20 protein-coding genes and 1 CRISPR repeat array (1 of these 21 only partly in view) are annotated in these 22,610 nt (G+C 30.1%); of the genes, 12 read left to right on the top strand and 8 right to left on the bottom strand.

Going from position 1 to position 22,610, the window contains the following annotated elements:
* Positions 1-614: a CRISPR direct-repeat array (repeat unit 36 nt; unit sequence GTTTTAGTCCCTTTTTAATTTTTTTTATGATACAAT); it reaches 1,338 nt to the left of the window's first position.
* Between the two features lie 156 nt (positions 615-770).
* The 5 genes from cas2 to CCUN_RS01810 are packed head-to-tail and all read right to left on the bottom strand — an operon-like array spanning position 771 to position 7,110.
* Positions 771-1,211, bottom strand: coding sequence for a CRISPR-associated endonuclease Cas2 (gene cas2 / locus CCUN_RS01830; RefSeq protein ID WP_027305218.1), 441 nt, complete (start codon positions 1,209-1,211; stop codon positions 771-773).
* Positions 1,204-2,106 carry a type II CRISPR-associated endonuclease Cas1 gene (cas1, locus tag CCUN_RS01825; RefSeq protein ID WP_027305219.1) on the bottom strand — a complete coding sequence of 301 codons (903 nt, stop codon included), beginning with the start codon at positions 2,104-2,106 and terminating at the stop codon, positions 1,204-1,206. The genes cas2 and cas1 overlap by 8 nt, the downstream gene beginning before the upstream one ends.
* Positions 2,096-5,194, bottom strand: a complete 3,099-nt coding sequence (cas9, locus tag CCUN_RS01820; protein WP_027305220.1) for a type II CRISPR RNA-guided endonuclease Cas9 — start codon at positions 5,192-5,194, stop codon at positions 2,096-2,098. The genes cas1 and cas9 overlap by 11 nt, the downstream gene beginning before the upstream one ends.
* Positions 5,195-5,204: 10 nt before the next feature.
* Positions 5,205-6,320: a tRNA pseudouridine(13) synthase TruD gene (gene truD / locus CCUN_RS01815; RefSeq protein ID WP_027305221.1), complete on the bottom strand. Its 1,116-nt coding sequence runs from the start codon at positions 6,318-6,320 to the stop codon at positions 5,205-5,207.
* Entirely contained in the window at positions 6,289-7,110 is an 822-nt protein-coding gene (locus CCUN_RS01810; RefSeq protein ID WP_027305222.1) for a thiamine-phosphate kinase, read from the bottom strand. The genes truD and CCUN_RS01810 overlap by 32 nt, the downstream gene beginning before the upstream one ends.
* Positions 7,111-7,203: 93 nt before the next feature.
* Here CCUN_RS01810 and CCUN_RS01805 point away from each other — a divergent pair, with 93 nt between their 5' ends.
* Genes CCUN_RS01805 through CCUN_RS01795 form a run of 3 tightly spaced genes read left to right on the top strand, consistent with a single transcriptional unit; the run spans position 7,204 to position 9,237 of the window.
* The gene (locus CCUN_RS01805; RefSeq protein ID WP_027305223.1) at positions 7,204-8,256 is read left to right on the top strand and encodes an HdrB C-terminal domain-containing protein; all 1,053 of its coding nucleotides are present in this window, start codon (positions 7,204-7,206) and stop codon (positions 8,254-8,256) included.
* Positions 8,253-8,636, top strand: a complete 384-nt coding sequence (locus tag CCUN_RS01800; protein ID WP_027305224.1) for a hypothetical protein — start codon at positions 8,253-8,255, stop codon at positions 8,634-8,636. Before CCUN_RS01805 ends, CCUN_RS01800 begins: the two co-directional genes overlap by 4 nt.
* Positions 8,629-9,237 carry an RsmD family RNA methyltransferase gene (locus tag CCUN_RS01795; RefSeq protein WP_051521678.1) on the top strand — a complete coding sequence of 203 codons (609 nt, stop codon included), beginning with the start codon at positions 8,629-8,631 and terminating at the stop codon, positions 9,235-9,237. Before CCUN_RS01800 ends, CCUN_RS01795 begins: the two co-directional genes overlap by 8 nt.
* Before the next feature lie 104 nt (positions 9,238-9,341).
* Here the strand turns inward: CCUN_RS01795 and CCUN_RS01790 are convergent, their stop codons facing one another.
* The 3 genes from CCUN_RS01790 to CCUN_RS01780 form a co-directional block, all read right to left on the bottom strand.
* Positions 9,342-10,481, bottom strand: coding sequence for a hypothetical protein (locus tag CCUN_RS01790; RefSeq protein WP_027305225.1), 1,140 nt, complete (start codon positions 10,479-10,481; stop codon positions 9,342-9,344).
* A 72-nt stretch (positions 10,482-10,553) separates the two neighbouring features.
* Positions 10,554-11,267 carry a glycosyltransferase family 2 protein gene (locus CCUN_RS01785; protein ID WP_027305226.1) on the bottom strand — a complete coding sequence of 238 codons (714 nt, stop codon included), beginning with the start codon at positions 11,265-11,267 and terminating at the stop codon, positions 10,554-10,556.
* Positions 11,264-13,168 (bottom strand): HAD family hydrolase, encoded by a 1,905-nt coding sequence (locus tag CCUN_RS01780; RefSeq protein ID WP_232087699.1) that lies wholly within the window; start codon positions 13,166-13,168, stop codon positions 11,264-11,266. Before CCUN_RS01780 ends, CCUN_RS01785 begins: the two co-directional genes overlap by 4 nt.
* Positions 13,169-13,326: 158 nt before the next feature.
* Here CCUN_RS01780 and CCUN_RS01775 point away from each other — a divergent pair, with 158 nt between their 5' ends.
* The 9 genes from CCUN_RS01775 to uvrA all read left to right on the top strand — a co-directional run bounded on the left by CCUN_RS01775 (position 13,327) and on the right by uvrA (position 22,508).
* Complete coding sequence (locus CCUN_RS01775) at positions 13,327-14,373, top strand: flagellar basal body P-ring protein FlgI (protein ID WP_027305228.1); 1,047 nt, start codon at positions 13,327-13,329, stop codon at positions 14,371-14,373.
* A complete protein-coding gene (locus CCUN_RS01770; protein WP_027305229.1) occupies positions 14,373-14,684 on the top strand; it encodes a hypothetical protein in 312 nt (103 codons plus the stop codon). Before CCUN_RS01775 ends, CCUN_RS01770 begins: the two co-directional genes overlap by 1 nt.
* A 57-nt stretch (positions 14,685-14,741) precedes the next feature.
* On the top strand, positions 14,742-14,939 hold the full coding sequence (locus CCUN_RS01765) for a flagellar biosynthesis anti-sigma factor FlgM (RefSeq protein ID WP_027305230.1): 198 nt from the start codon (positions 14,742-14,744) through the stop codon (positions 14,937-14,939).
* Positions 14,940-14,978: 39 nt separating this feature from the next.
* Positions 14,979-15,416 carry a flagellar export chaperone FlgN gene (gene flgN, locus CCUN_RS01760; protein WP_027305231.1) on the top strand — a complete coding sequence of 146 codons (438 nt, stop codon included), beginning with the start codon at positions 14,979-14,981 and terminating at the stop codon, positions 15,414-15,416.
* 9 nt (positions 15,417-15,425) lie between these two features.
* Entirely contained in the window at positions 15,426-17,252 is a 1,827-nt protein-coding gene (gene flgK / locus CCUN_RS01755) for a flagellar hook-associated protein FlgK (RefSeq protein WP_027305232.1), read from the top strand.
* 13 nt (positions 17,253-17,265) lie between these two features.
* The gene (locus tag CCUN_RS01750) at positions 17,266-18,051 is read left to right on the top strand and encodes a TIGR02757 family protein (RefSeq protein WP_051521679.1); all 786 of its coding nucleotides are present in this window, start codon (positions 17,266-17,268) and stop codon (positions 18,049-18,051) included.
* Entirely contained in the window at positions 18,033-18,797 is a 765-nt protein-coding gene (locus CCUN_RS01745; protein WP_027305234.1) for a TSUP family transporter, read from the top strand. The genes CCUN_RS01750 and CCUN_RS01745 overlap by 19 nt, the downstream gene beginning before the upstream one ends.
* Positions 18,798-18,847: 50 nt before the next feature.
* Entirely contained in the window at positions 18,848-19,633 is a 786-nt protein-coding gene (locus tag CCUN_RS01740; RefSeq protein ID WP_027305235.1) for a sulfite exporter TauE/SafE family protein, read from the top strand.
* 61 nt (positions 19,634-19,694) lie between these two features.
* Positions 19,695-22,508: an excinuclease ABC subunit UvrA gene (gene uvrA / locus CCUN_RS01735; RefSeq protein ID WP_027305236.1), complete on the top strand. Its 2,814-nt coding sequence runs from the start codon at positions 19,695-19,697 to the stop codon at positions 22,506-22,508.
* Positions 22,509-22,610: the final 102 nt, after the last annotated feature.

The following is a 22,610-nucleotide window of genomic DNA, read 5'->3' as shown; positions in this document are numbered from 1 at the left end:
AATTTTTTTTATGATACAATCCCATAGTCTCATTATAAGCGTCATAAGATGTTTTAGTCCCTTTTTAATTTTTTTTATGATACAATTCAGCATCAGCTTTAGCCATACCTTCTTTTGTTTTAGTCCCTTTTTAATTTTTTTTATGATACAATTAATGTTTTAATATTATAATAAGGGATTAAGTTTTAGTCCCTTTTTAATTTTTTTTATGATACAATCAAACTGCAGTCAATGTAACTCAAGCTGATGTTTTAGTCCCTTTTTAATTTTTTTTATGATACAATAATTAAATCGGGCTGGTGTAACACTAAATCGTTTTAGTCCCTTTTTAATTTTTTTTATGATACAATTTTTGAATGAACTGATAATCATTCAATAACGTTTTAGTCCCTTTTTAATTTTTTTTATGATACAATTAATGTTTTAATATTATAATAAGGGATTAAGTTTTAGTCCCTTTTTAATTTTTTTTATGATACAATCAAACTGCAGTCAATGTAACTCAAGCTGATGTTTTAGTCCCTTTTTAATTTTTTTTATGATACAATTGATATAACCAATTTAAATTATGAATTTACGTTTTAGTCCCTTTTTAATTTTTTTTATGATACAATAGACTCTCATCAAATTAAAATAAAAAGGGATTTAGGTTTAAAATTTTGCATAAAAATTATAAAATTTTATGTTATAATTTTTATCATAAATTTAAAAAGGGACTAAAATAAGGGGTTTTTCGGTTCCCCGCAGGGTTTGCAATCCCTTAAAAACCGTTAAAATTCAATTAAACGAGCTTGATAAATCTTTTCTTTTTTAACAGAATGTTTCTCTTTTTTATCAGATATTTTTTCTGTATTGTAACGATAATCCCCTGTTTTTTCATCAAATTCAAATAAAACAAGATTTTTATCATCATTCATTTTTTCATTAAAACTTATTTCTCCTAATAAAATTTCTATATTGTCAAATTGTTTTTCAGTGATGATAAGAACACGGACATTTCCATAAGGTGGTAAATGTTTTTTGAGTGCATTGATAGAGCTTTTAGCGGAACTTAAGCCCTTACAAATTCTAACATATACGCTAAATTGCATCATAAAAAAACCGAGTTTGATTAAATTTTTTCTAAATTGATTGGCATATTTTTGTTCTTTTTTAGTTTTAGTTGGCACATCAAACATTAAAAGCACACGCATAAATTTATCTTCAATCATCAAATTCCACAAGCATTAATTCTTGATTATCTAATAAAGCATTCTTAAAATTTTGCGTGTAGTGATTGATGGCACGATTCAAAGGATAAATTTTTCCATCGATTTTAACCTTACTTTGCAAATTTTCTATTAGCATTCTTTTATTTTCTTTCGTTATAAATTCATTGTCATTTTGTTTATTTTTTAATAAAGCTAAAACACATAAATCCACCCAAGGTCTAAAAACCTCTATCAAATCATCACAAAGATTAAAATTGTTATAAATATTATCGTGTTTAATCCCTTGCCAAGTGAGAAGTCCGCTGATACAAACACTACGAATGATGCAAGCTCTAATAACAGCATAGCCGTAATTTAAAGCAGAATTGACAAAACAAAGCTCTTCTCTGTAAAAATTTTTCCCAAATAAAGTTTTAAAATATAAAGCTGCGGCATTCGCTTCTACATTCTTAGAATCTCCTAATAAAACTCTCTTAGAAAATTCAAGCAATTCTTCACTTTGTTTTTGGTGCTTTGAAAATTTTAAGACATAAGCTTGATTTTTGATTTTATTTTTAATGATTTTTTGCCATAAAATCGCCTTTCTTTGAACACTTACAGCCATTTGCTCTTTTGCTATTTTCGCACTTAAGAAATGTCCTAAAAAAGGAGTGAAAATACCATTGATTTGATGAGACTCATCACAAGTTAGAAGTATGATTTTGTGTTTCACCAAAGCATTTAACAAAGCAGAATTTAGATTAATTTGATGAGTCTCTAAAATAATGAGGTTAATATCTTTTAAAAAAAGCTTGGTTTCACTTTCATCTTTTTTGATGACAAGATGATTGAGTTTTAGGCTAAGTTTTACATTAGAACCTATCAAAACACTCTTAAAAGCTTCATCAAAAGACATTTTTTCTATTTGTTGTTTTTAAACTTATATTTTTTCTCGGTTCAAATTCAAATTCCCGTTTCTCTCCTAAAGGTGAAACTTGCCATTTTTCTAAAATTTTAAGGTTTTGAATCCCTATACCTCTAGCTTCTACTTTCTTATAAGTGGCTTTAGAATATAAGATTTTTTCATCCTCGTCCCTATTTTCAAATTTATTATCGTGCTTAGCAATGCAAATTGAAGCATTAGAAACATCAAAATTCTTATAATAACAAAATTTTGGCTCTTTCATATCTTTCTTTTGTATCTTAATCAAATCATCTTTAAATAAACTAAAACAAAATTCATATTTTTCATCCATTTCTTTCCAATCTTTAATCTCTCTTGTTTTTTTATCTTCCCCACTTACAACTGCTTTATTTGGCAAAATTCCTAAAGCAAAATCCATAGTATAAATGGGAACACCATAAAATTTACCCTTTTTATCTTTAAAAATATCTACTCGAACCATATTTTTATTTTCAACAATTTTTGTTCCAATTTTGCGAATTTTTCCTAAACTTAATGCCTTTTTTACACCCTCTCTGCCTCCATAACTTTTAAGCAATTTTTTATCATCAAAACTCATAAAACTTTCTTTATGTAAAGCTCCTCTTGCTCTTTTTCTGGGTGGTTTTGAAACAAAAATTTCATCTATTTTCATCAAAATCTTATTTCTAAAATTTTCACAAGGTTTAAAGATTTTTTTATCTGTGGTTTGTGCAAACTCTTTAGCATAAATTTTTGCCTTATTTTGTTCTCTAAATTTTTTAAAATCTGCAAAATTTTTTATGATTTTGGCATTTGTGTAAGCAACAATAACCGCATCAACCGCGTGATGAAGATGATTGTTTCTGTCTTTTTGCCCTAATCCCCAATAATGCCTAAGCATTGCAGTGAGTCTTCCACTAATGGCTTCTACATGCACTTTTGAGCCTTTTTCTCCAGAAATGCTTACTTCATTTTCACTCAAAGGTAAAAAATCCAAAAAATATTTTGTGTAATTTGCACTAAACCTTGCAATATAAGCAGTATCATTGAGATTTCTAGAAATAAATCCCGCTTCTTTATCATTAAAATACAAATTTAAAATTCTTTTTTTCTTTTTAGAAGGAAGTTTTTTAAGTCCTTGAGTTAAACCTTTGATTTTATCCCATTTTTCTTTATCGTTTCCAAAAGCTTCAAAAGGTGTTTTATTACCTTTATTTTGGTTTTCTTTGCTGAAAACAAGGACTTTATTAAGATAACTATCATCAAAACTTCGAGAATAAGGATAAATATGATCAATTTCTAACATTTTAGCATCTCTTAAATGCTCAATTTTAATTTTCTCTCCGCTATAAATACAAAATTCATCTTGTTCTAAGAAAAGTTTCATTTTTAAAAGATATTTTTCAGCATCAAGTCCGATTTCCTCACATTTTTTACGAGCTTCTTCATTGAAATTAAAATTATTCTTCTGCTCTTCTATATAATTTTGTCTTTCCTTATGATTTAGCCCTATTTCGCGTGTCAATTCAATATGAATTTTATGCATTTTTCCATATTTTTTAAGCAAAGCATTAAGAACTTTACGATACTCTGCTAATGCTCTTACGACCACAGGATTTGCTAAGTTTTCAAAATCTTTAAGTGGCGGTAAAAAATCTTTTTTCAAATAATCTTTTCTTATCTCTCTAAGTCCAGCTTTTTTCACCGCTTCATCATAGCGAAAACCCTCTCTCATAAAAGGTAAAATTTGCTCCAAAGCTTCTAGGCTTAAATCGATATGTCCCGAAAAATCAAGCTCACTTAAATTGCCCAAACACTCATTTAATCTTTGCTCTAATTTATGCTCTTTAATATAATTTTCTAAGGCAATTTTTAATTTTTCCTTACTTTTAATCAAGGTAATTTTATGAGCAATCTCATCAATATGTTTTCTCTCTAAGCCCTCAAAACTTCCTCCTAAAGCCTTTTTAAAATTTCTCAATTCTTTAAAATCTATAAATTTTGTTTCTTCGGCTTTTTCAATCCCTTTTTCATAACTCAATTTAGAATCTTTAAATTGTATGCTTTTATCGAGCTTTAAGAGTGTCCGCAATTCCTTGTATTTCATCATTCCTTTATCTAATATTATGTTTAAAATTTCTTTAATTATTTCTTGACTATAAATTTCTCCGCTTTGATTTTTTCTATTTTGTTGTTCGAGATTTTTAAACGTATTAATCATTCGCGTTAATGCAATAAATTCTTTTGCACTTAAACTTTCTTTTGAAGCTCGTTTTTTACCCTCAAAATAGATACAAAATCCTATCTTATCACTAAAATCTTTTAATTCTCTTTGAAAAAAGATTTTATCTAAAAGCTCATTTTCAAAATCTTTGCTTAATTTAACCCCAAAACTTCTTTGTTTTTCAAAGATTAATTTTAATTCATTTTTAAGCCATTCTTGAGAAACGCATTGCTTATAATTTCCAGATTTATTGCGGACATTTTTAAATTCAAATGTACTTTGATTGTTTTTATTTTTTGTTTTTATTTCTTCAAAATTTCTAACTTTTTGATAAAAATTTTTATACAAATATTCGCCCACACTCCTATAATTTTTTAACTCCTCTTCGTTATGCTTAAGTGCTTTTTTGATTTGCCCTATATCTTTGCTATCTTGAGAAATTTTAGCATGTTTATTGCCATAACCACGATGCTTAGCAATATGCAAAAACACACGAGCCAAATCTTTAAATTCAAGCTTACAACTCAAAGCTAAAGTTCTTAATTCATAGACACTTTTAGTATTTTTACTCATTTGATAAGCTTTAGGTAATTCTCCATCGTTTGAAAAATAATCGTTAAGCTTAAGCCCAAATTCTTGACAAAGAAGTTTTTTAACACCATTAAGCCTTGCTTTTCTTCTTGCTAATCTGCGTCTTACACCTCTTGCTTCGCGTCTTGGTAGAGCCAAAGACTCTCCATTTTCGGGATTTTCTGCCTTTGTGAAAATTCTTACCCCGCAATCCCTAAGCTCTTCGTTTTCAACAAAAGCCCAACCTATACTTGAAATTCCTATATCAAAACCTAAAATTTTCATTTCTTATCCCTTAGTCAAAATTCTGATGCAAAAGTTCTTCTAAAATTGTCGTTGCATAAGAGCCTTTTTGAAGAAAAAATTCCAAACACAAATGTGCCTTTTTTTCATCATAATCCATCTTACTCTTTTCTAAATAACTCCACATAAAACGTCTTGAACCTTGCATTTGTGGTATAAATTCATTAAAAGGACTAAAAATTTCAGCTTCTAAATTTTGTGCCAAACCTTGCGTTGTTTTAAAAGCTCTCTCACCGAGTAAAAGCCCTAAAACGCTTATATCTTTTTTTAAAAATCTTTGACTTTCTGTTTCTAAATCCTCACAAATAAAGCATTTTCCAAAGGGATAATGTCCCAAAACATCTCCTTTTAAAAGCTTAAAAAAATGTTTTTGTTTTTTTAAAAAAAGGGCTTCACTTTTAGACAAGTTGTAAATTCGGGCAAGTTCTTTTTCGCTAAAATCCTTTGCAAAATGCGATAATTCCACTCTTTTACTAAGATATCTGTTAAAAAGCTCACTTTGAAAAGCACTGATAAAAAAATTCTTAAGTTTAGGATTTTTAACTTTTTTGCCCTTTAAAATTTCAAGTCCTTCTAAATAATTATCTTGAAATTTTCCAAATCTTTGATAACCAAAATAATTTGCAAATCCTTGATTTTCAAGGATTGTAAAGGCTTGTTTGATTTTAAGAGCATTAAGAGGAGAAACTTTTTTAAGCCGGATAAAAAAAGAATTCCCTTTTAAATGTCCGATTTTAAGTTTATTATGATGAGTAAAAATTTCTACAATTTTAAGCTTTGGATGGGAAAAATCATTCAAAAAAGATTTAAATTTTTTAGGCATTGAAATGTATTGAAAAGTTGTTCCTTGCTTGTCTTTAAGTCCTGCATAACCAAAATTTTTTATCTTTTCCCCGCTCATTTGACTTAAAATACTCACAGCTTCACTCGTGCTTAAATCTTTTTTACAAATATGTAAAATCAAATGCTCTCCTGTGCCACTGAATTCATAAAGAGCTTTTTCACGCACGACAAAATCTTCGCTATTTTTACTAAAATATGCTTCAATAGGGCTGTGTTTTAATGAATACAAAGGTTTAAAAATGGTGTTCTTTTCCCCTAAATTCATATTTTCCTTTCACTGCTTGACCAAAGATATTGAGTTTGAGTTTGTATTTTTGAGCCATTTTTTCTATAAATTCTTTATCTTTTTTTTCAAAGGCAAATAAAATTTCATATTCCTCTCCACTATAAAGCTCATAAAAATCAAGTGTCTTAAACCAAGAAATTCCAAGCTGATTCAGTTCTAATAAACGCGATAAATCTTTGCTTAAGCCATCTGAAATATCCATAGCACATACAACTTTATTTGCAATTTTATAAAAAAAATCTTTACGTAATTTTGGCTTAATAAAGCGATGTTTTGCCTCTAAACTTCCACCTTTTTGCAAGAGTTCAAGTCCCTTTAAACTTTGTCCAAGTTCCCCTGTGAATGCAAGCAAATGCCCGATTTTTAAACCTTTACGATAAATGGCTTTTTTTCTAATTTTTGAAAGTAGAGTAATGGAAATATCGATTTTTTCATTACTTATCGTATCTCCACCTATAATTTTAATGCCAAATTTTTTTGCTGTTTTTAAAAAACCTCTTTGCAAATCTTTGATTTGATTTTCATTTAAATTTTTAGGTAAAGCAAGTCCTAAAAGAGCGTATCGGGGCACAGCATTCATAACAATGGCATCAGAAATATTAACAAGCATAGCCTTTGAAGCAATTTGCTCTAAACTAAGCCATTCTCTTTTAAAATGCACATTTTCAAAGAATAAATCCTTACTCAAACACCAATTTTTAATGACCGCTCCATCATCTCCATTGAGTTCATTTAAAAAGGCTTTGATAATCAATTTTTCTTTATCCATAGAATTTATTTTATAAAATTTTTTTTTAAATTCTAGTGAATTTTAGAATTTTTTTATATAATTGAAAATAAAAATTTATCAGAGGAAATTCAAATGAAAAAATTAGAACTTAGAATTTTTAGATTTGATAAAAATAAAGATTATGAAGACTATTATAAGCCCTATGTTTATGATAATTATGAAAATTTTAAGGCTCTTTATGACTTGCTCTTGCAGGTGCAAGATGATGATATTTATTTTGATTTTCCAAAAGATGAAAATGCTTATATTTTAGTCAATTCTAAGCCTTTTCCCCTCTGTGCAAATTTAGAACAAATTTTACAAGAAGAAGGTTTTGAGCTTATGATTGAACCTTTAAGTTTAAAAAGAGCTACAAAAGATTTAATCTTTGATAAAAAAGATTTTTTAGACGAATTTAAATTTGTTGCTTCTTTGGTTAATGATGAGGATAAAAAACTCTATGAAAAATATGATTATCTTTATTATACAAGTGAAATTTTAAAATTCAATCAAGATTGTTTTGGAGATTCTTTGTTTTATTTTATTTTTAAAATGATTGAAAAATATCCCGGGAAAAAACTTGATTTTTTACAAATTCTTGCAGATAAAAATCGCGGAATTTTTTATCATCTTCCTACTAAAAACAAGGATTTAGAGCAAATTATTAAGAAGTTAAAAGATGAAATTTCTCAAGCAGGATTGATTGATAAAAATTTAATAAATTTTAAAGAATTTAAAAAAGAAGAAAAGAGAAAACTAACACATATAAAGCACGATTTTAAGGGATTTAATATAGGTTTTTATGGTTATGAAAATGAAGAATTAAAAACCAAACTTAAGGCTAAGATTATGGATTTTAAAAATCCATCAAGCGGTTTTGAACTTTTAAATTTTAATGTAAATTTAGCCTATAAAATAGCCGCAGATATTGTTTTAGACGCTTATGATAAGGGTTGTGATTTTTTAGTTGTTGATGAGGCAAAAGATTTTTATATGTTTGATACTTGTTGTAAGGATTTGATGAAAGAAAGTGGGAGGGATTTTGAGGATTTTTATATTTTAAATTCTCAAGAATTGATTGCACTCATTGAAGGTGAAGAGAGTGCAAGTTTGAAAAATCATAAATTAAAAGTTACTTTGATATGAGAATTGCAGTTGATTGTAAGGATTTGATTTTAGAAAAATCCTTAGAGCTTTTTTTAAAAGAACATTTGGTAACAAAAAATGATTGTGATTTTATCGTTTGTGATGAAAAAATCTCCCATGCAAAACCCTTGTTTATCATCAATGATAATTCTCCCTTTTTACAAGTGCCTTTTAGCAAAGAAAAGCTTTTAACTTCTTTAGAGGAATTCGATGAAGCTTTGAAAATCGCTGCAAAAAAATTAGCCCAAGAGCAAAGAAAAATTTTGGAACAAAAAATCGATACAATTGCAAATGAATTTAAAAAAGAATACGAAGAAAAAATCAATAAAGCCATTTTAAGTTTAAAAGATAAGCTCGTTAAAGCCTTGATGAATGAGTGAAGTTAAAAGCGATTTTTTAAAGCAAAATTCTAAAAAAATTTTCACAAGCATTCCAAGCGGTCGCTACAAAGGAAAAAAACTTCTTTTGCCAAGTTTGCAAAGCACAAGAAGCACTAAAAACATTGTCTGTTCTTGCGTCTTTAATGTTTTAAGACAAAATTTAAGGGATAAAATTTTCATAGAAGCTTTTGGTGGCAGTGCTTTGATGGCAGCAACGGCATTGAGTAATTATGCTTTAAAAGCCTATGCCATCGAGCTTGATAAAAAGGCTTATCATATTGCTTTGAAAAATGCAAAGGCTTTAGATGAAAATTTACACATCTTAAATGGAGATAGCTTCGAGCTTTTACCTAAGCTTTTAAAACAAATTGATGCTTTGGCTGTCCTTTATTTTGACCCGCCTTTTGATATAAGGAAAGGTTTTGAGGGGATTTATGAAAGAATTTATACCCTGTTAAATCAGCTTGATTCGTCTAAAATTTCAGCTTTGATTTTAGAGCATCATAAAGACTTACACACCCCGCAATTTCTTAATGAATTTAAGCGGATTAAACTTAAAAAATTTGGTTTAACTTCGCTAAGCTTTTATGAAAAATTCTAAGAAATTTTTCATCTGCTTTGATTTGAGATTAAAAAAATATTTTTAAAATTCACAAATTTTCATTGTTTTTCTTTTTTTTGAATTCTTTGACGATAGAAGGTATTTTAAACAAAAAAACTAATCCCCCCCCCCCATTTATATCGTTTATATGATTTAATCAAAGTCGAACCTAAAATATAAGATAAATGTTTTTTACATTCTAAAGCCTTTGGAAAATCAACATAACTCTCTAAAGAAGGAAGCTGTAAAATAGGATTTACAAGACTTAAAAATTGATATTTTTGCTGTATTTTTTTATATTTGATTGCAATTTTTGCCAAAATAAAAGGAAGTTTAAAAATTTTAAATCCTTTAAAATTTTTTATCATTGCAAATCCTAATTGATAAGATAATGTTTCTTTGACACGAGAACAAGCATTTTTGAAAATATAATCTGGAGAATTGAGAGGAAGAATTCCTTTTCTATCTATTTGTATAAACATAAAAACTTTTCGAGTGTCAATGAGATTATAAATTCCGGGGGTGCAATGATAAAATTGAGTATAAAGAAATTTCATGCTTGTAGGTTTAAAATTATATGCTTCAAAAATCCCATAGCGAGAAATAATTTCTATATTTTCTATCCTAAAATTTCTATAAAGAATAAGATAAGTCATATAAATATAGTGTTCAAAATCTTCCCAAAGCACTTCGGTTAAATTCTCATTAATTTTTGTAAGCTTAAAAAATTCTTCTAAACACTCATTTTCATAAATACAAATTTGATTAAACCATAAATATAAATTCGTCTTTGCATTTTTTAATTGAGGATGATTTTTAAAATGCCAAAGAGCTCGGTTAGTAATTCTGTCAAGTTTTATTCCTGCTAATGTTTCATTACCATAAAGAATTTTATTTTGATAAAATTCATCACACATTTTCATTAAATCAATATTTTTGATGATTAAACTCTCGCTATCAACTACGATGATATATTGATATAATTTTTTTAAACAAGATAAAGCATAGAATTTTTTAATTGCTGCAGTTGCATTAGTTCTTTGTGGAATAAAGGGTAAAATTAAACTTTTAAAATCTGCTTTACCTGCAAGAGCTTTAAATTTTTCTTGATCATTAGAATTAGAAAAAACCAAGTAAAAATCACTTTGCAAATGAAGCTTATGCTTTTTAAAACTTGTAATAAAATTTAAAGCATTACGAAAATGTGGAGGATAAATTGGCATTGCAAAGCTTATTTTTTTCATCGTTTTTCCTTAAAAATTCCAAAGCAATTTTTACAAAAAAAAAAAAAACGAATGGTAAATGCACTTAAAAAATCATTGTATCAAATGTTCATATTCTAAAGGGGTTCCACAAAAGATAATTTCATCTAAATTAATCTTTACAAAGCCTATAAAAGCTCCTTTTTTAATCAAAACATTATACATAGGAGCGATATAAAATTCATCTTTGATTCTTTCATCTTTACTTTGAAGTTCTAAGAATACTTCTTTAAAATCTTTAGCTTTTTTAAAATAATAAATCCCGCTACTACAAAGATTTGAAATTCTTTCTTTTTCTGTTGTTCTAAGCACCCTGCCATTTTTGTCAGCCAAAACAAAACTCCATTGTTCGCCCTCGCCCTCAAAAACTTCCAAATATCCATCAAAAATATCCAAATTTGGTGGCAAAGAAAAATTAGGTCTAAAAGTATCGATATTAAAAATCAAAAGACTCTCATCTGCTTTAATCTTTGCTTTTTGGAGTCCTAGCATTACGGTGTGAGCCTGTCCCTTTGTTTCCTTTTCTAATTCTACACATTCATAAAATTCAAGTTGCATTTTTTCACACTCTCTTTTAATAAATTCTTTAGAATTTTCTATATTTCTATAAATGAAAAGGATTTTAAAATGATTAAAATATTTTTTAAAACTTAAAACAGCTTTTGAAAATACACTCGTGCCATTTAAATCAAGCATATATTTGGGTTTATGGTAACCAGCCTTTGCAAAACGACTTGAAAGTCCAGCCATAGGGAAGATGATAATCACAACTCCTCCTCAAAAAATTCATCAAAGAGCCTTAAGGCATTAGCTAAAAATGCCATTTGTCTTTCTTTGCAATCCTTATGCAAAGGGAGCATTGATAAAAATAAATGTATATTTAAAGCGAAAATTTCTTTATCCGGTTTAAAAATTTCTAAGAAACTCTTTTGTATATTTTTAAGTTCATTATGGTGAAAAAATGAGAATTGAATTGTATTTGCTTTGATTTTTAGATTATAAAATCCAGCAATGATAAAATCATAGTAACCAAACACACTATGAACTAATTTTGCTAAGTCATAATTTGCATCGCCAAAATTTGAAATTTTTTCATCAAAATCCATACCTCTAGGGTCAAAAGTTTTAATACTATTTGCCCTAAAATCATACATAATGTTTGAAAAACAAAAATCTCCGTGGATTAGAGTGTAGCATTTTGGACTTTTTATATATTTATCAAGTTTTTTAACAAGTTCTAAAATTGAAGGCAATGTTTTATCTCCTAATTGCCATTTTTGATTCAAATCAATGTTATTTTGTTTAGAGAATTCTTCAAGTCTTTGTAAAATTTTTGCCTTATAATCAAAATTTAAAACAAGATTCTCATTTTTAAAAGAATGAAGCTTATCCAAAAAATCTTTTAAAGAATAAAAAATTCTTACCCAAACATAATTTGGAAGCTTACCAAAAACAAAAAGTTCGGCTAGAGTATTATTGTAGATATATTCAGTAAAATAGCAACCCTGTCCTCGTAAAAATTGAGGTATGAAAATGCAAAGCTCTTTGGGTAAAGATTCAAACCAAGAAATTTCTGCTTCAATCTTTTTAAGCCACGAGGAAGTCTTTTGGACCATTCCCCCCCCCCATTTATTATGGGTAAGAGTGTTAAAAGACCTTTGAGTTTGAATAACTTTTTTAGAATGGAAATAATTTGTTAATAATCCAAAATCAAGCCAAGAATCATTTTTCAAAATTGTAAAAGGTAAAATCTTAGAATAAGATTTTAAACCCTTAAAAAAAGAATAACCATTTCGAACAATAGTCCTTGTTAAAACGCGTGTGTTTTGTATGTGAAAAGCTCCTGCTAAGATTAAATTTTCATCGAGCTCTTCAGAATTTTTTATCTTAAAATCCTTATCCATATAAGCCCAATTATAATTTTCCTTTACTCTTGCCAGCACTAAAGAATTAGGAATTAATTCTAAATCTTTAAAAAAACAATCTCCATGGATAATATAAAGTTCGTCTTCACAAAGCAAATTTATGCAATATACAATGGATTCACCAAGATTTAAATCATTTGGAACAAAAAGCGGTTTTATACCTAAATTTTTAAATTTTTTTAAATCAAAAGTATTGATTTTAAAATCTTTAGGTAAGGATAAGAAAATTCTACAATCTTTAAATAATTTTGCTTGATACTCATACAATCTTTTATTGCCTAAGGGTAAAAATGAAGGCACAATTTGACCAAACTCAAGGGTAAATTCATCACTTAAGTATTTAGCCGAAGTGATTAAAACAGCTTTTTGTTGCTTTTTTGTATTAAGCAATTGAGTAATTTCTTTAAAATCAAGTGTGCTAAATTCAAGAGGGCGAATTGCTTTATCATCAATATAAAAGCCTTCATCACCACACCAAGGTTTTCCAACGATAAGCTCATCATAAACGATATGGTTTTCTGCGAGCCAAGTTTTGATTTTAGGGAGAGTTAAAGCCTTAATTTTTTCTATATCACCTCTATAAGTCTTCATATTTCTGCTTGTAAAAATGGTAATCTTAAAACCCATTTTTTTGTAAATTTTAAGTTTTTCCAAAACTTCTTGATTGACTTTTTTCTTTTCATAAGGCACATTTTTATCATCAATTGTAAGTGTTCCATCAAGGTCTATGACTAATTTTTTCAATCCCTACCTTAAAAATATAATATAAAATTGCAACATTTTATCTAAAATAAGATAAAATTTTATTAAAAACCTTACAAAGCTCTGAATTAAAACAAGGGCTTCAATGTTGGAATGTTTTTTGCTTTCTTTTAATCTAAAGTATTTTTAAGGAAAATGCGATGAGAATTTTATTGACGATTTTATTAATGAATTTAAGCCTTTTAGCAATTCAAATCAAAGAAGTGGTCAATACAGTTGGCGTTAGGGACAATCAGCTCATAGGCTATGGTTTGGTTGTGGGACTTAATGGAAGTGGAGATGGGACAAGCTCTAAATTCACACTTCAATCCATTTCCAACCTTTTACAAGGAATGAACATTAAAGTCGATCCTGATGATATTAAGTCCAAAAACACTGCTGCTGTTATGGTTACAGCTACCATTCCAGCTTTTGCTAAAAGCGGGGATAAACTTGATGTTACGGTCGCTTCTTTAGGAGATGCGAAGTCCTTGCAAGGAGGAACTCTTTTGCTTACAGCTCTAAGAGGAATTGATGGTGAGATTTATGCCATAGCACAAGGCTCACTTTCAACCGGCGGTTTAGCGGCAAGACCCGGTGGAGCAGGGACACACACTACTGCAGCAACAATTATGGGCGGGGCTAATGTAGAAAGAGAAATTTCACAGAATTTTAGCGAAAATAATGATTTAACCTTGAGTTTAAAAACAGCAGATTTTAAGACCGCTCACGATATAGAAAGGGTTTTAAATACTATTTTTGACGAAAGTGTTGCAAGAGCTGTTGATTCAAGAACGATTAAACTCAATAAACCTGAAGAGCTTTCAAATGTTGAATTTATGGCAAGAGTATTAGAGCAAGACATTGCTTACACTCCGCAAAATAAAGTCATTATCGATGAAAGAACCGGAACCGTGATTGCAGGGGTGGATGTTGAAGTTGAGCCTGTGCTCATTACACATAAAGATATTACTATAAAAATTGAACCAAATAATGATAATCCAGCAGCACAAAATGAAATTGATATGAAAGATGGGGGTATGATAGACCCAACTTCAAACACTCTTCGCATTTCAAATTCAAAAACAACGGTGGCTAATGTTGCAAGAATGCTCAATCGCCTTGGTGCATCACCTAATGACATCATTACTATAATGGAAAATTTAAAACGTGCTGGGGCGATTAATGCCGATTTAGAGGTGATATGATGGATAATTTTTTAAGCACTTATCATTTAAACACAGCTTTATTAGATGCTACAAAAAATAAAATTGATAAAAGCGAATTTAAAACTCAAACGAAAGAAGATGAGCTTTTAAAGGAACAAACTGACGCTTTTGAAGCTTTTTTAATCAAAGAAATTTTGGATATATCTTTAAAAAATCAAAATTCTCTTTTTGGAAAAGATGCGAGCGATGAGATTTATTCTTCTATGTATAATGATACGATGAGTAAAGCTTTAAGTGGTGGTTTAGGTTTTTCAAAATTATTATTTGATTTTTTGAAAGAAAGAGGTTAAGTTTTTATCTTAAAAGCCGATTTGGTTCATAAAGACTTTTAATCAAGGAGGCAGATAATGATAAATTCTATACAACAAAGTTATGTTGCAAATGCAGCATTAAATACAAATAAAACTGATAAAGAAACTAAAATAAACGAAACTCAAAAAATGGAGAATGATAAAGTTTCAAAGATTGCACAAGAAGTTAAAGATGGCACTTATAAGATTGATCTTAAAGCCACAGCTTCTGCAATGGCAGATTCTCTAATCTAAAAATTTATCTCCTTTTTAAGAGTTTAAAAAGGAGATAAAATGCTTAAAGAACATTTAGATGAGGTGAATGCTATCTTAGATAAACTCATAGCATTGACTGAAGAAGACTTAGAAAATATCAAAATTGCTAAACACGAAAGTGTCGCACCTAATGTTGAAAAGAAAAACAAACTCATCACCGAATTTGTAAATGCTAAAAAAAAGCTTGATCTTAGCTTAGTGCAATTAAACAATAGTTCCACTAAGGGGTTAAGCGAAATGCTTGATGAAGAAGATAAAAATAAGCTTGATATTCTTAAAAAAAATCTACAGACTCTTTACACTAAAAATAAAGAATACGCTAAACTCGTGCTTATTGTCAAGGATTTTCTCGATGGCTTAATCGATAAAATGTTTGACATTCATAGCAATGGAACAGATAATGCTTATAGAAATAAAAAGGATATTCCAGAGTCAATTTTTAAGATTAATGTATAAGGATTTAAGATGGGAATTTTTTCTTCTTTATATACAGGAGTGAGCGGTTTAAAAGCAAGTGAGCTTCAAATTGCTACTACGGGTAATAATATTTCTAATGCTAATAGCACTTTTTATACGCGTCAAAGAGTGGTGCAAACTACGGGCGGATATTATAATACAAATGGCGTTGAAGTTGGAATGGGAACATTCGTAGAAAGCATAGTGCGTTTGCATGACGAGCATTCTTATTATAAGCTTAAAAATGCTACAAATCAGCTTGAATACACTCAATATATGGGCGATTCTTTACAGGAGATTGCACAAAGATTTCCCGATCTTTTAGGAACAGGGGTTTTAAATAATTTAGAAAAATATAATCAAGCTTGGAATGATTTTGCCTCAAATCCTAATGAAGATTCTACAAAAATCGCTTTGATTAATTCTGCTAAAACTCTTGCTGAAAGCCTTAATGGGTCTTTTTCAACCTTAAAACAAATTCAACAAAAAATTAATGACGATATAAAATCAACGGTGGAAGAGATTAATAGAATCGGCGAAGAAATTGCACTTATCAATAAAAGAATTTACGGACAAGAGGTCTTAACTACCGACCACGCTAATGAGTTAAGGGATAAAAGAGATGAGTTAGAGCTCACTCTTTCTAAGCTCGTTGATAGTGTAGCAAGTAAGAATGAAATTCAGCAAAATAATCGCTTAGATACTAAAATCACAGACCCCGGACATCAATATAATCTTAGCATAGAGGGTTTTACCTTAGTCGATGGGGTGGATTTTCATCCTTTAAAGCTTGATTATGATGATAAAAACAAATCTTACAGCATTTATCATCAAACTTCTGATGAAAAAGTTCATGATCTTACAGCTAAATTAAAAGGCGGACAGCTTGGGGCACAACTTGATCTTAGAGGAAGAAATTACAATAAAACTGAAGGCAAATACAAAGATGGTATCATTCAAGGTTATATGGACTCTTTGGATACTTTTTCAAAGACTTTGATTAATGAAACAAATAATATTTATGCAAGCTCTGCAAAAAGTTCTATAACTTCGGATTATCAACCCTATTTAAGAGGGGATATACCTTTGGTAAATTATGACAGGACCATACAGCCGGGGAGCTTTGATATAGTCATTTATGATGAAAAAGGTGATGAGCAAGTAAGAAAAACCATTACCATTGATGTCAATACCACAATGCAAGATCTTGTCGCACAAATCACTTCAAATACTGATGATAATAAAGATAACAACCCTTTAAACGATGTTGATGACCATATCAATGCAAGTTTTAGCTATGATTTAAACACTGAAAGCGGATTGTTTCAAATCAATGCAAAAACAGGTTTTAAGGTTTCCATTGAAGATAAGGGGACAAATTTCGCAGGGGCTTTTAGCATAGGCGGATTTTTTAGCGGTAATAATGCAGAAAATATTTCAGTTAAAGACTCTTTAATGAATGATCCTAGCACACTAAGAGCGAGTAAAAACGGGGTTGATAGTGGTAATGATATGGCAAATGAAATCATACAACTTCAATACGACAAAGTCAATTTTTACAATGCTGATGGGACGATTGATAATCTTACTTTAGAACAATATTATAGGAAATTTACGGGACAAATTGCAAGTGATGGAGAAAACAATGAAATAGTCCATACAAGCAATACCACGCTCTATAATTCTGTTTATAGCGAATATCAATCCAAAAGTGGAGTGAATACAAACGAGGAACTAGCTGCTTTAATACAATATCAAGCCTCTTATGGAGCTGCTGCAAAAGTTGTAACAACCGTTGATCAAATGCTTGACACCTTGCTTGGCTTAAAATCGTAAAAAAGTATGGGAAATGGAGGCTAAGAGATTATTGAGTAAGGCTGAATTTAAAGCTCAATTTGAAAATTTGGTGCGTCAGCAAAATAATTCTCAAGCCCTATTCAATGCCCCCGATCCTTTACAAATCGCTAAAAAATACAAAGAAGAATGGATAGCCTTACTCTGTGCTTTATTTTCTTATGGTCATGCAAGAAATATACTCAATTTTTTAAAAAAACTTGATTTTTCTTTGCTTGATTTCAATGAAGAATGCATTCAAAAAGAATGTAAAAATCTTAAATATCGTTTTCAAAACTCAAAAGATATTGCCCAAATTTTTATTACCTTAAGAAGATTAAAACAAGAAGATTCCTTAGAAAATCTTTTCACTCAAGCCTATCAACAAGATAAAAACATACTGAATGCAATTAAAACTTTTATCAAAAAAGCAAGACAAATCAATGTTTATGAAAGCTATGGTTATAATTTTTTCTTTTTAAAACCCTTTGAAAATTTACCTCAAACCACACTGAAACGTTATAATATGTTTTTAAGATGGATGGTCAGACAAGACGCACTTGATATAGGACTTTGGAGGAAAATTCACACAAAAGACCTGCTCATTCCTTTAGACACTCATACACACAAAGTTTCGCTAAAGCTTAACTTGATAAAACGTAAGAGTTATGATTTTAAAAGTGTGTTGGAATTGACTGATAGATTAAAAGAATTTGATTCTAACGACCCTATCAAATACGATTTTGCACTTTATAGACTTGGTCAAAGCGGGGAGAAATTAAATTGGGCTTTGAAAATTTAGATACAATTTTTTATTTGATTTTATTTTTTGTAGGACTTTTTGCAGGTTTTATTGATTCTATTGTAGGTGGAGGCGGACTGATCACTCTTCCTGCCTTGATAGCTTGTGGAATTCCCACACATCTTTCTTTAGCGACAAACAAACTTCAAAGTGTCTTTGGTTCATTTACAGCTGCAATGACCTATTTTCGCTCTACAACCATGCCCTATTTAACTTGGGGAGTGCTTTTTACAGCTTTAGGGGCTGCACTTGGAAGTTATGGGGTGCTTTTTGTAAGAGATGATAAACTCAAATTAATCATACTCATCTGTTTAACACTCACCTTTCTTTATACAGCTTTTAAACCTCATTTAGGCAAAGAAGATGGGGAGGTAAAAATCAAAAATATCAAAGTTTTTTATCTGATTTTTGGTTTAATTTTAGGCTTTTATGATGGATTTTTAGGACCGGGCACAGGTTCATTTTGGATTTTTGTCTGTGTGCTTTTTCTGGGTTTTAATATGAAAAAAGCAAGCATTAATACAAAAATTTTCAATTTCTCAAGCAATATCATCGCTCTTTTTATCTTTCTTTGGCAATACGAAGTGCTTTGGAGTGTAGGGCTTTTAATGGGTTTAGGACAAATTTTGGGAGCTTTTTTGGGAGCTAAATTTGTATTAAAAACAAATGCTCGTTTCATTAAAATTTTATTTTTATTTGTTGTTGCTCTTACGATTTTAAAAGTTGCTTGGGATTATTTTTCTTAAAAATATTAACTTTAATAAGATAAAATCTTTCCTTTAAGGGATTTTAATGTATGGAATTATTTGATTTATTTTATTTTATTGTAGGAATTATTGCAGGTATCACTTCAGGACTTTTTGGTATAGGCGGAGGGATGATTATCGTTCCTTGTATGCTTGTTATAGGCATTAGCTCACATCATGCTATAGGAATTTCAGTCATACAAATGATTTTTTCTTCAATTTTTGGTTCTTATATCAATTATAAAAAAAAGAAATTAAATCTTAAAAATGGATTCATAGTAGGTTGTGGGGGAATTTTAGGAGCAAGTTTTAGTGGAGAGATTCTAAAAATTCTTAGTGATATTACGCTTACGGGAATTTTTTTAGCAACAAGTTGTCTGTTTTTTTTAAAATATGCCTTTGGAATTAAAGAAAATCCTTCTGAAATTCAAAGAAGTGCTTGGAGTAAAAATATTATTTTATTTTGTGCCGGAGCTTTTACGGGAATTTTTGCCATTTCTTTAGGGATTGGCGGGGGACTTTTAATTGCTCCTATTTTGGCTTATTTTTTAGGTTATGATAGCAAGAAAGTTACATCTCTTTCTCTCTTTTTTATCATTTTTGCTTCGGTTTCAGGTTCGATTTCTTTTCTTCGCTTAGATGTGATTAATCACTTGATAATCTATAAAGGTATCATTGTAGGAATAGCCTCGATGATAGGCGTGTTGATTGGTATAAAGATTATGGAAAAACTGCGTTTATCCTCACACAGAAAATTTTTACTCTGTGCTTATGCTTTATCCATTGCAATGACTTTTTTTGGTTTGTTAAGAAAATTAGAATTTTTTACTTTTTAAAGTCTAAATTTTATAACTTATGCTAAAATAGCAGGTTTAATTTTATTGATTTAGGAGCATTATGCAAGAAAGTATAAAAATCATTGGTGCAAGAGAAAACAATCTTAAAAATATTAATTTACAGCTTCCAAAAAATCAATTCATCGTTTTTACCGGGCTTTCAGGCTCTGGGAAATCGACCCTTGCGTTTGACACTCTTTATGCTGAAGGACAAAGACGTTATATAGAAAGTTTGAGTGCTTATGCAAGACAATTTTTAGATAAGGTTGGCAAACCGGATGTGGATAAAATAGAAGGTTTAACTCCTGCAATTGCAATTGATCAAAAAACCACTTCTAAAAATCCTCGCTCAACCGTTGGGACTATTACTGAAATTTATGATTATTTAAGGCTACTTTATGCAAGAGTTGGCACTCAATATTGCCATCAATGTGGCAAAGAAATTTCATCAATGAGTGCTGCTGATATTGTCAATGAAATTTTAAAACTCCCTAAAGGGGCAAAAATCATTCTTTATGCTCCACTCATACGCGAAAAAAAAGGCACTTATGTCGATTTGCTTGAGAATTTAAGAAATAAAGGTTATATAAGGGCACAAATTGATGGGGTTTTGGTGCGTTTGGATGAGGATATTGAGCTAAGCAAAACAAAAAAACATACGATAAAACTTGTAATCGACCGCTTAGAGCTTAGAGAAGATTTGCTTTCACGTTTGGCAAGTGATGTTGAAAAAGCTCTTGAAGAAAGTTTTGGTGAGCTTGAATTAGAAATTTTAAATGCTAAGGATTTAGGCATTAAAGAGCATTATCATTATAGTGAGCATAATGCTTGTTTTGATTGTAAAATCTCTTTTACCCCCCTTGAACCCTTGAGTTTTTCTTTTAATTCCCCTAAAGGAGCTTGTGAATCTTGCGATGGTTTAGGCATTCGCTTCACTTTGGATATGAAAAAAATCATTGATGAGAATTTAAGCCTTGAAAATGGTGCAATTAAAATTATGTATGGTTTTAACAAAAGTTATTATTATAAATTTTTAATTGCTTTTTGTGAGCAAAACAATATCAATATCAAAATTCCTTACGCAGAGCTGGACGCAGAGCAAAAAAGACTCGTGCTTTATGGAAATGCTAAAAGCATTGAATTTTTTTGGAAGAGAAATCGCTTGAAACGCAATTTTGAAGGCGTTGTAAAAATTGCTTATGATATACTTAAAGATGAAAAAGATTTAGATGAATATATGAGTGAAAAAATTTGCAAAGACTGCAAGGGACACAGACTCAAACCCGAAAGTCTTGCTGTGAAAGTTGCAAACAAAAATTTAGGTCAGCTTTTGGATATGAGTATAGAAGAATGCACACATTTTTTTTCAAAAGAAAGCCATTTTTCTCATCTTAACGAACAGCAAAAACTCATTGCAAAGCCGATTTTAAAAGAAATCAATGAAAGATTATTTTTTCTTTTTGATGTGGGACTTGGATATTTATCTTTAGGCAGAGATGCAAGGACAATCAGCGGAGGCGAGGCTCAAAGAATTCGCATTGCCTCGCAAATTGGCAGTGGATTGAGTGGAGTGATGTATGTTTTAGACGAGCCAAGCATAGGACTTCACGAAAGAGATACGCATAAACTCATCAAAACTTTAAGAAATTTACAACAAAAAGGAAATACATTAATTGTCGTTGAACACGATAAAATGACGATTGAAAAGGCGGATTTTATCGTTGATATTGGTCCAAAAGCTGGAAAATTTGGCGGGGAAGTCGTTTTTAGTGGAACCTATAAAGAACTTCTTAAAAGTCAAAGTCAAACTGCTCTTTATATGAGTGGAAAAAAGAAAATTTCTCAACAAAAAAATCGTCCTCAAAAGGAATTTTTAGAACTCAAAAATGTCAATATCAATAATATCAAAAATCTCAATGTTAAATTCCCATTGCAAAATCTCGTTGCAATCACCGGCGTTTCAGGCTCCGGAAAAAGTTCGCTCATACTTCAAACTCTTCTACCCTTTGCAAAAGAAGAGCTCAACCACGCAAGAAAGGTTAAAAAACTCGGTGGAGTCGTGATTGAAGGTTTGGAAAAACTCGATAAAGTGATTTATCTTGACCAAAGTCCTATAGGACGCACTCCTCGTTCAAATCCTGCAACTTATACAGGCACAATGGATGAAATTCGCAATCTCTTTGCAAGCACCAAAGAAGCGAAAATAAGAGGCTATAAAGCGGGACGCTTTTCTTTTAATGTCAAGGGCGGACGCTGTGAGAAGTGTAGCGGAGATGGAGAGATTAAAATAGAAATGCATTTTTTACCCGATGTAATGGTAGTTTGCGATACTTGCAAAGGCAAACGTTATAATGAAGCCACACTTGAAATTCAATATAAAGGCAAAAGTATAGCCGATGTGCTTGATATGAGCGTTTTAGAAGCGTGTGAATTTTTTTCTGCTGTGCCAAAGATTAAGCAAAAACTTGATACTCTTGTAAAAGTTGGACTTGATTATCTTACTTTGGGACAAAATGCGATAACTTTAAGCGGAGGTGAGGCTCAAAGAATCAAACTTGCTAAAGAATTAAGTCGTAGCGATACAGGAAAGACTCTTTATATTTTAGATGAGCCAACAACAGGACTTCACTTTGAAGATGTCAATAAACTCATCAGTGTTTTACAACATTTAGTCGCACTTAAAAATTCTGTTTTTGTGATAGAGCATAATCTTGATGTGATTAAAAATGCTGATTATATTATCGATATGGGACCAGAGGGAGGCAATAAAGGCGGTAAAATCATAGCCACAGGAAGTGCCGCAAAACTTGCTAAAGAGCATAAAAAAACAAATTCTTATACGGGGTATTATTTGGATTTAGAATTAAAAAGCTAAAAAATATTTTTAAAATCAAGGGATGAAAATATAAAAAATCTTGCTTTAAAATAAAACTTATGACACAAAAGCGAAATGATTTTTAAACATTAATTTTTCAAC

This window comes from Campylobacter cuniculorum DSM 23162 = LMG 24588, from assembly GCF_002104335.1.
Lineage (GTDB): Bacteria > Campylobacterota > Campylobacteria > Campylobacterales > Campylobacteraceae > Campylobacter_D > Campylobacter_D cuniculorum.
The sequence above is the reverse complement of the archived record's forward strand: the minus strand, read 5'-3'. Positions and strand labels throughout refer to the sequence as shown.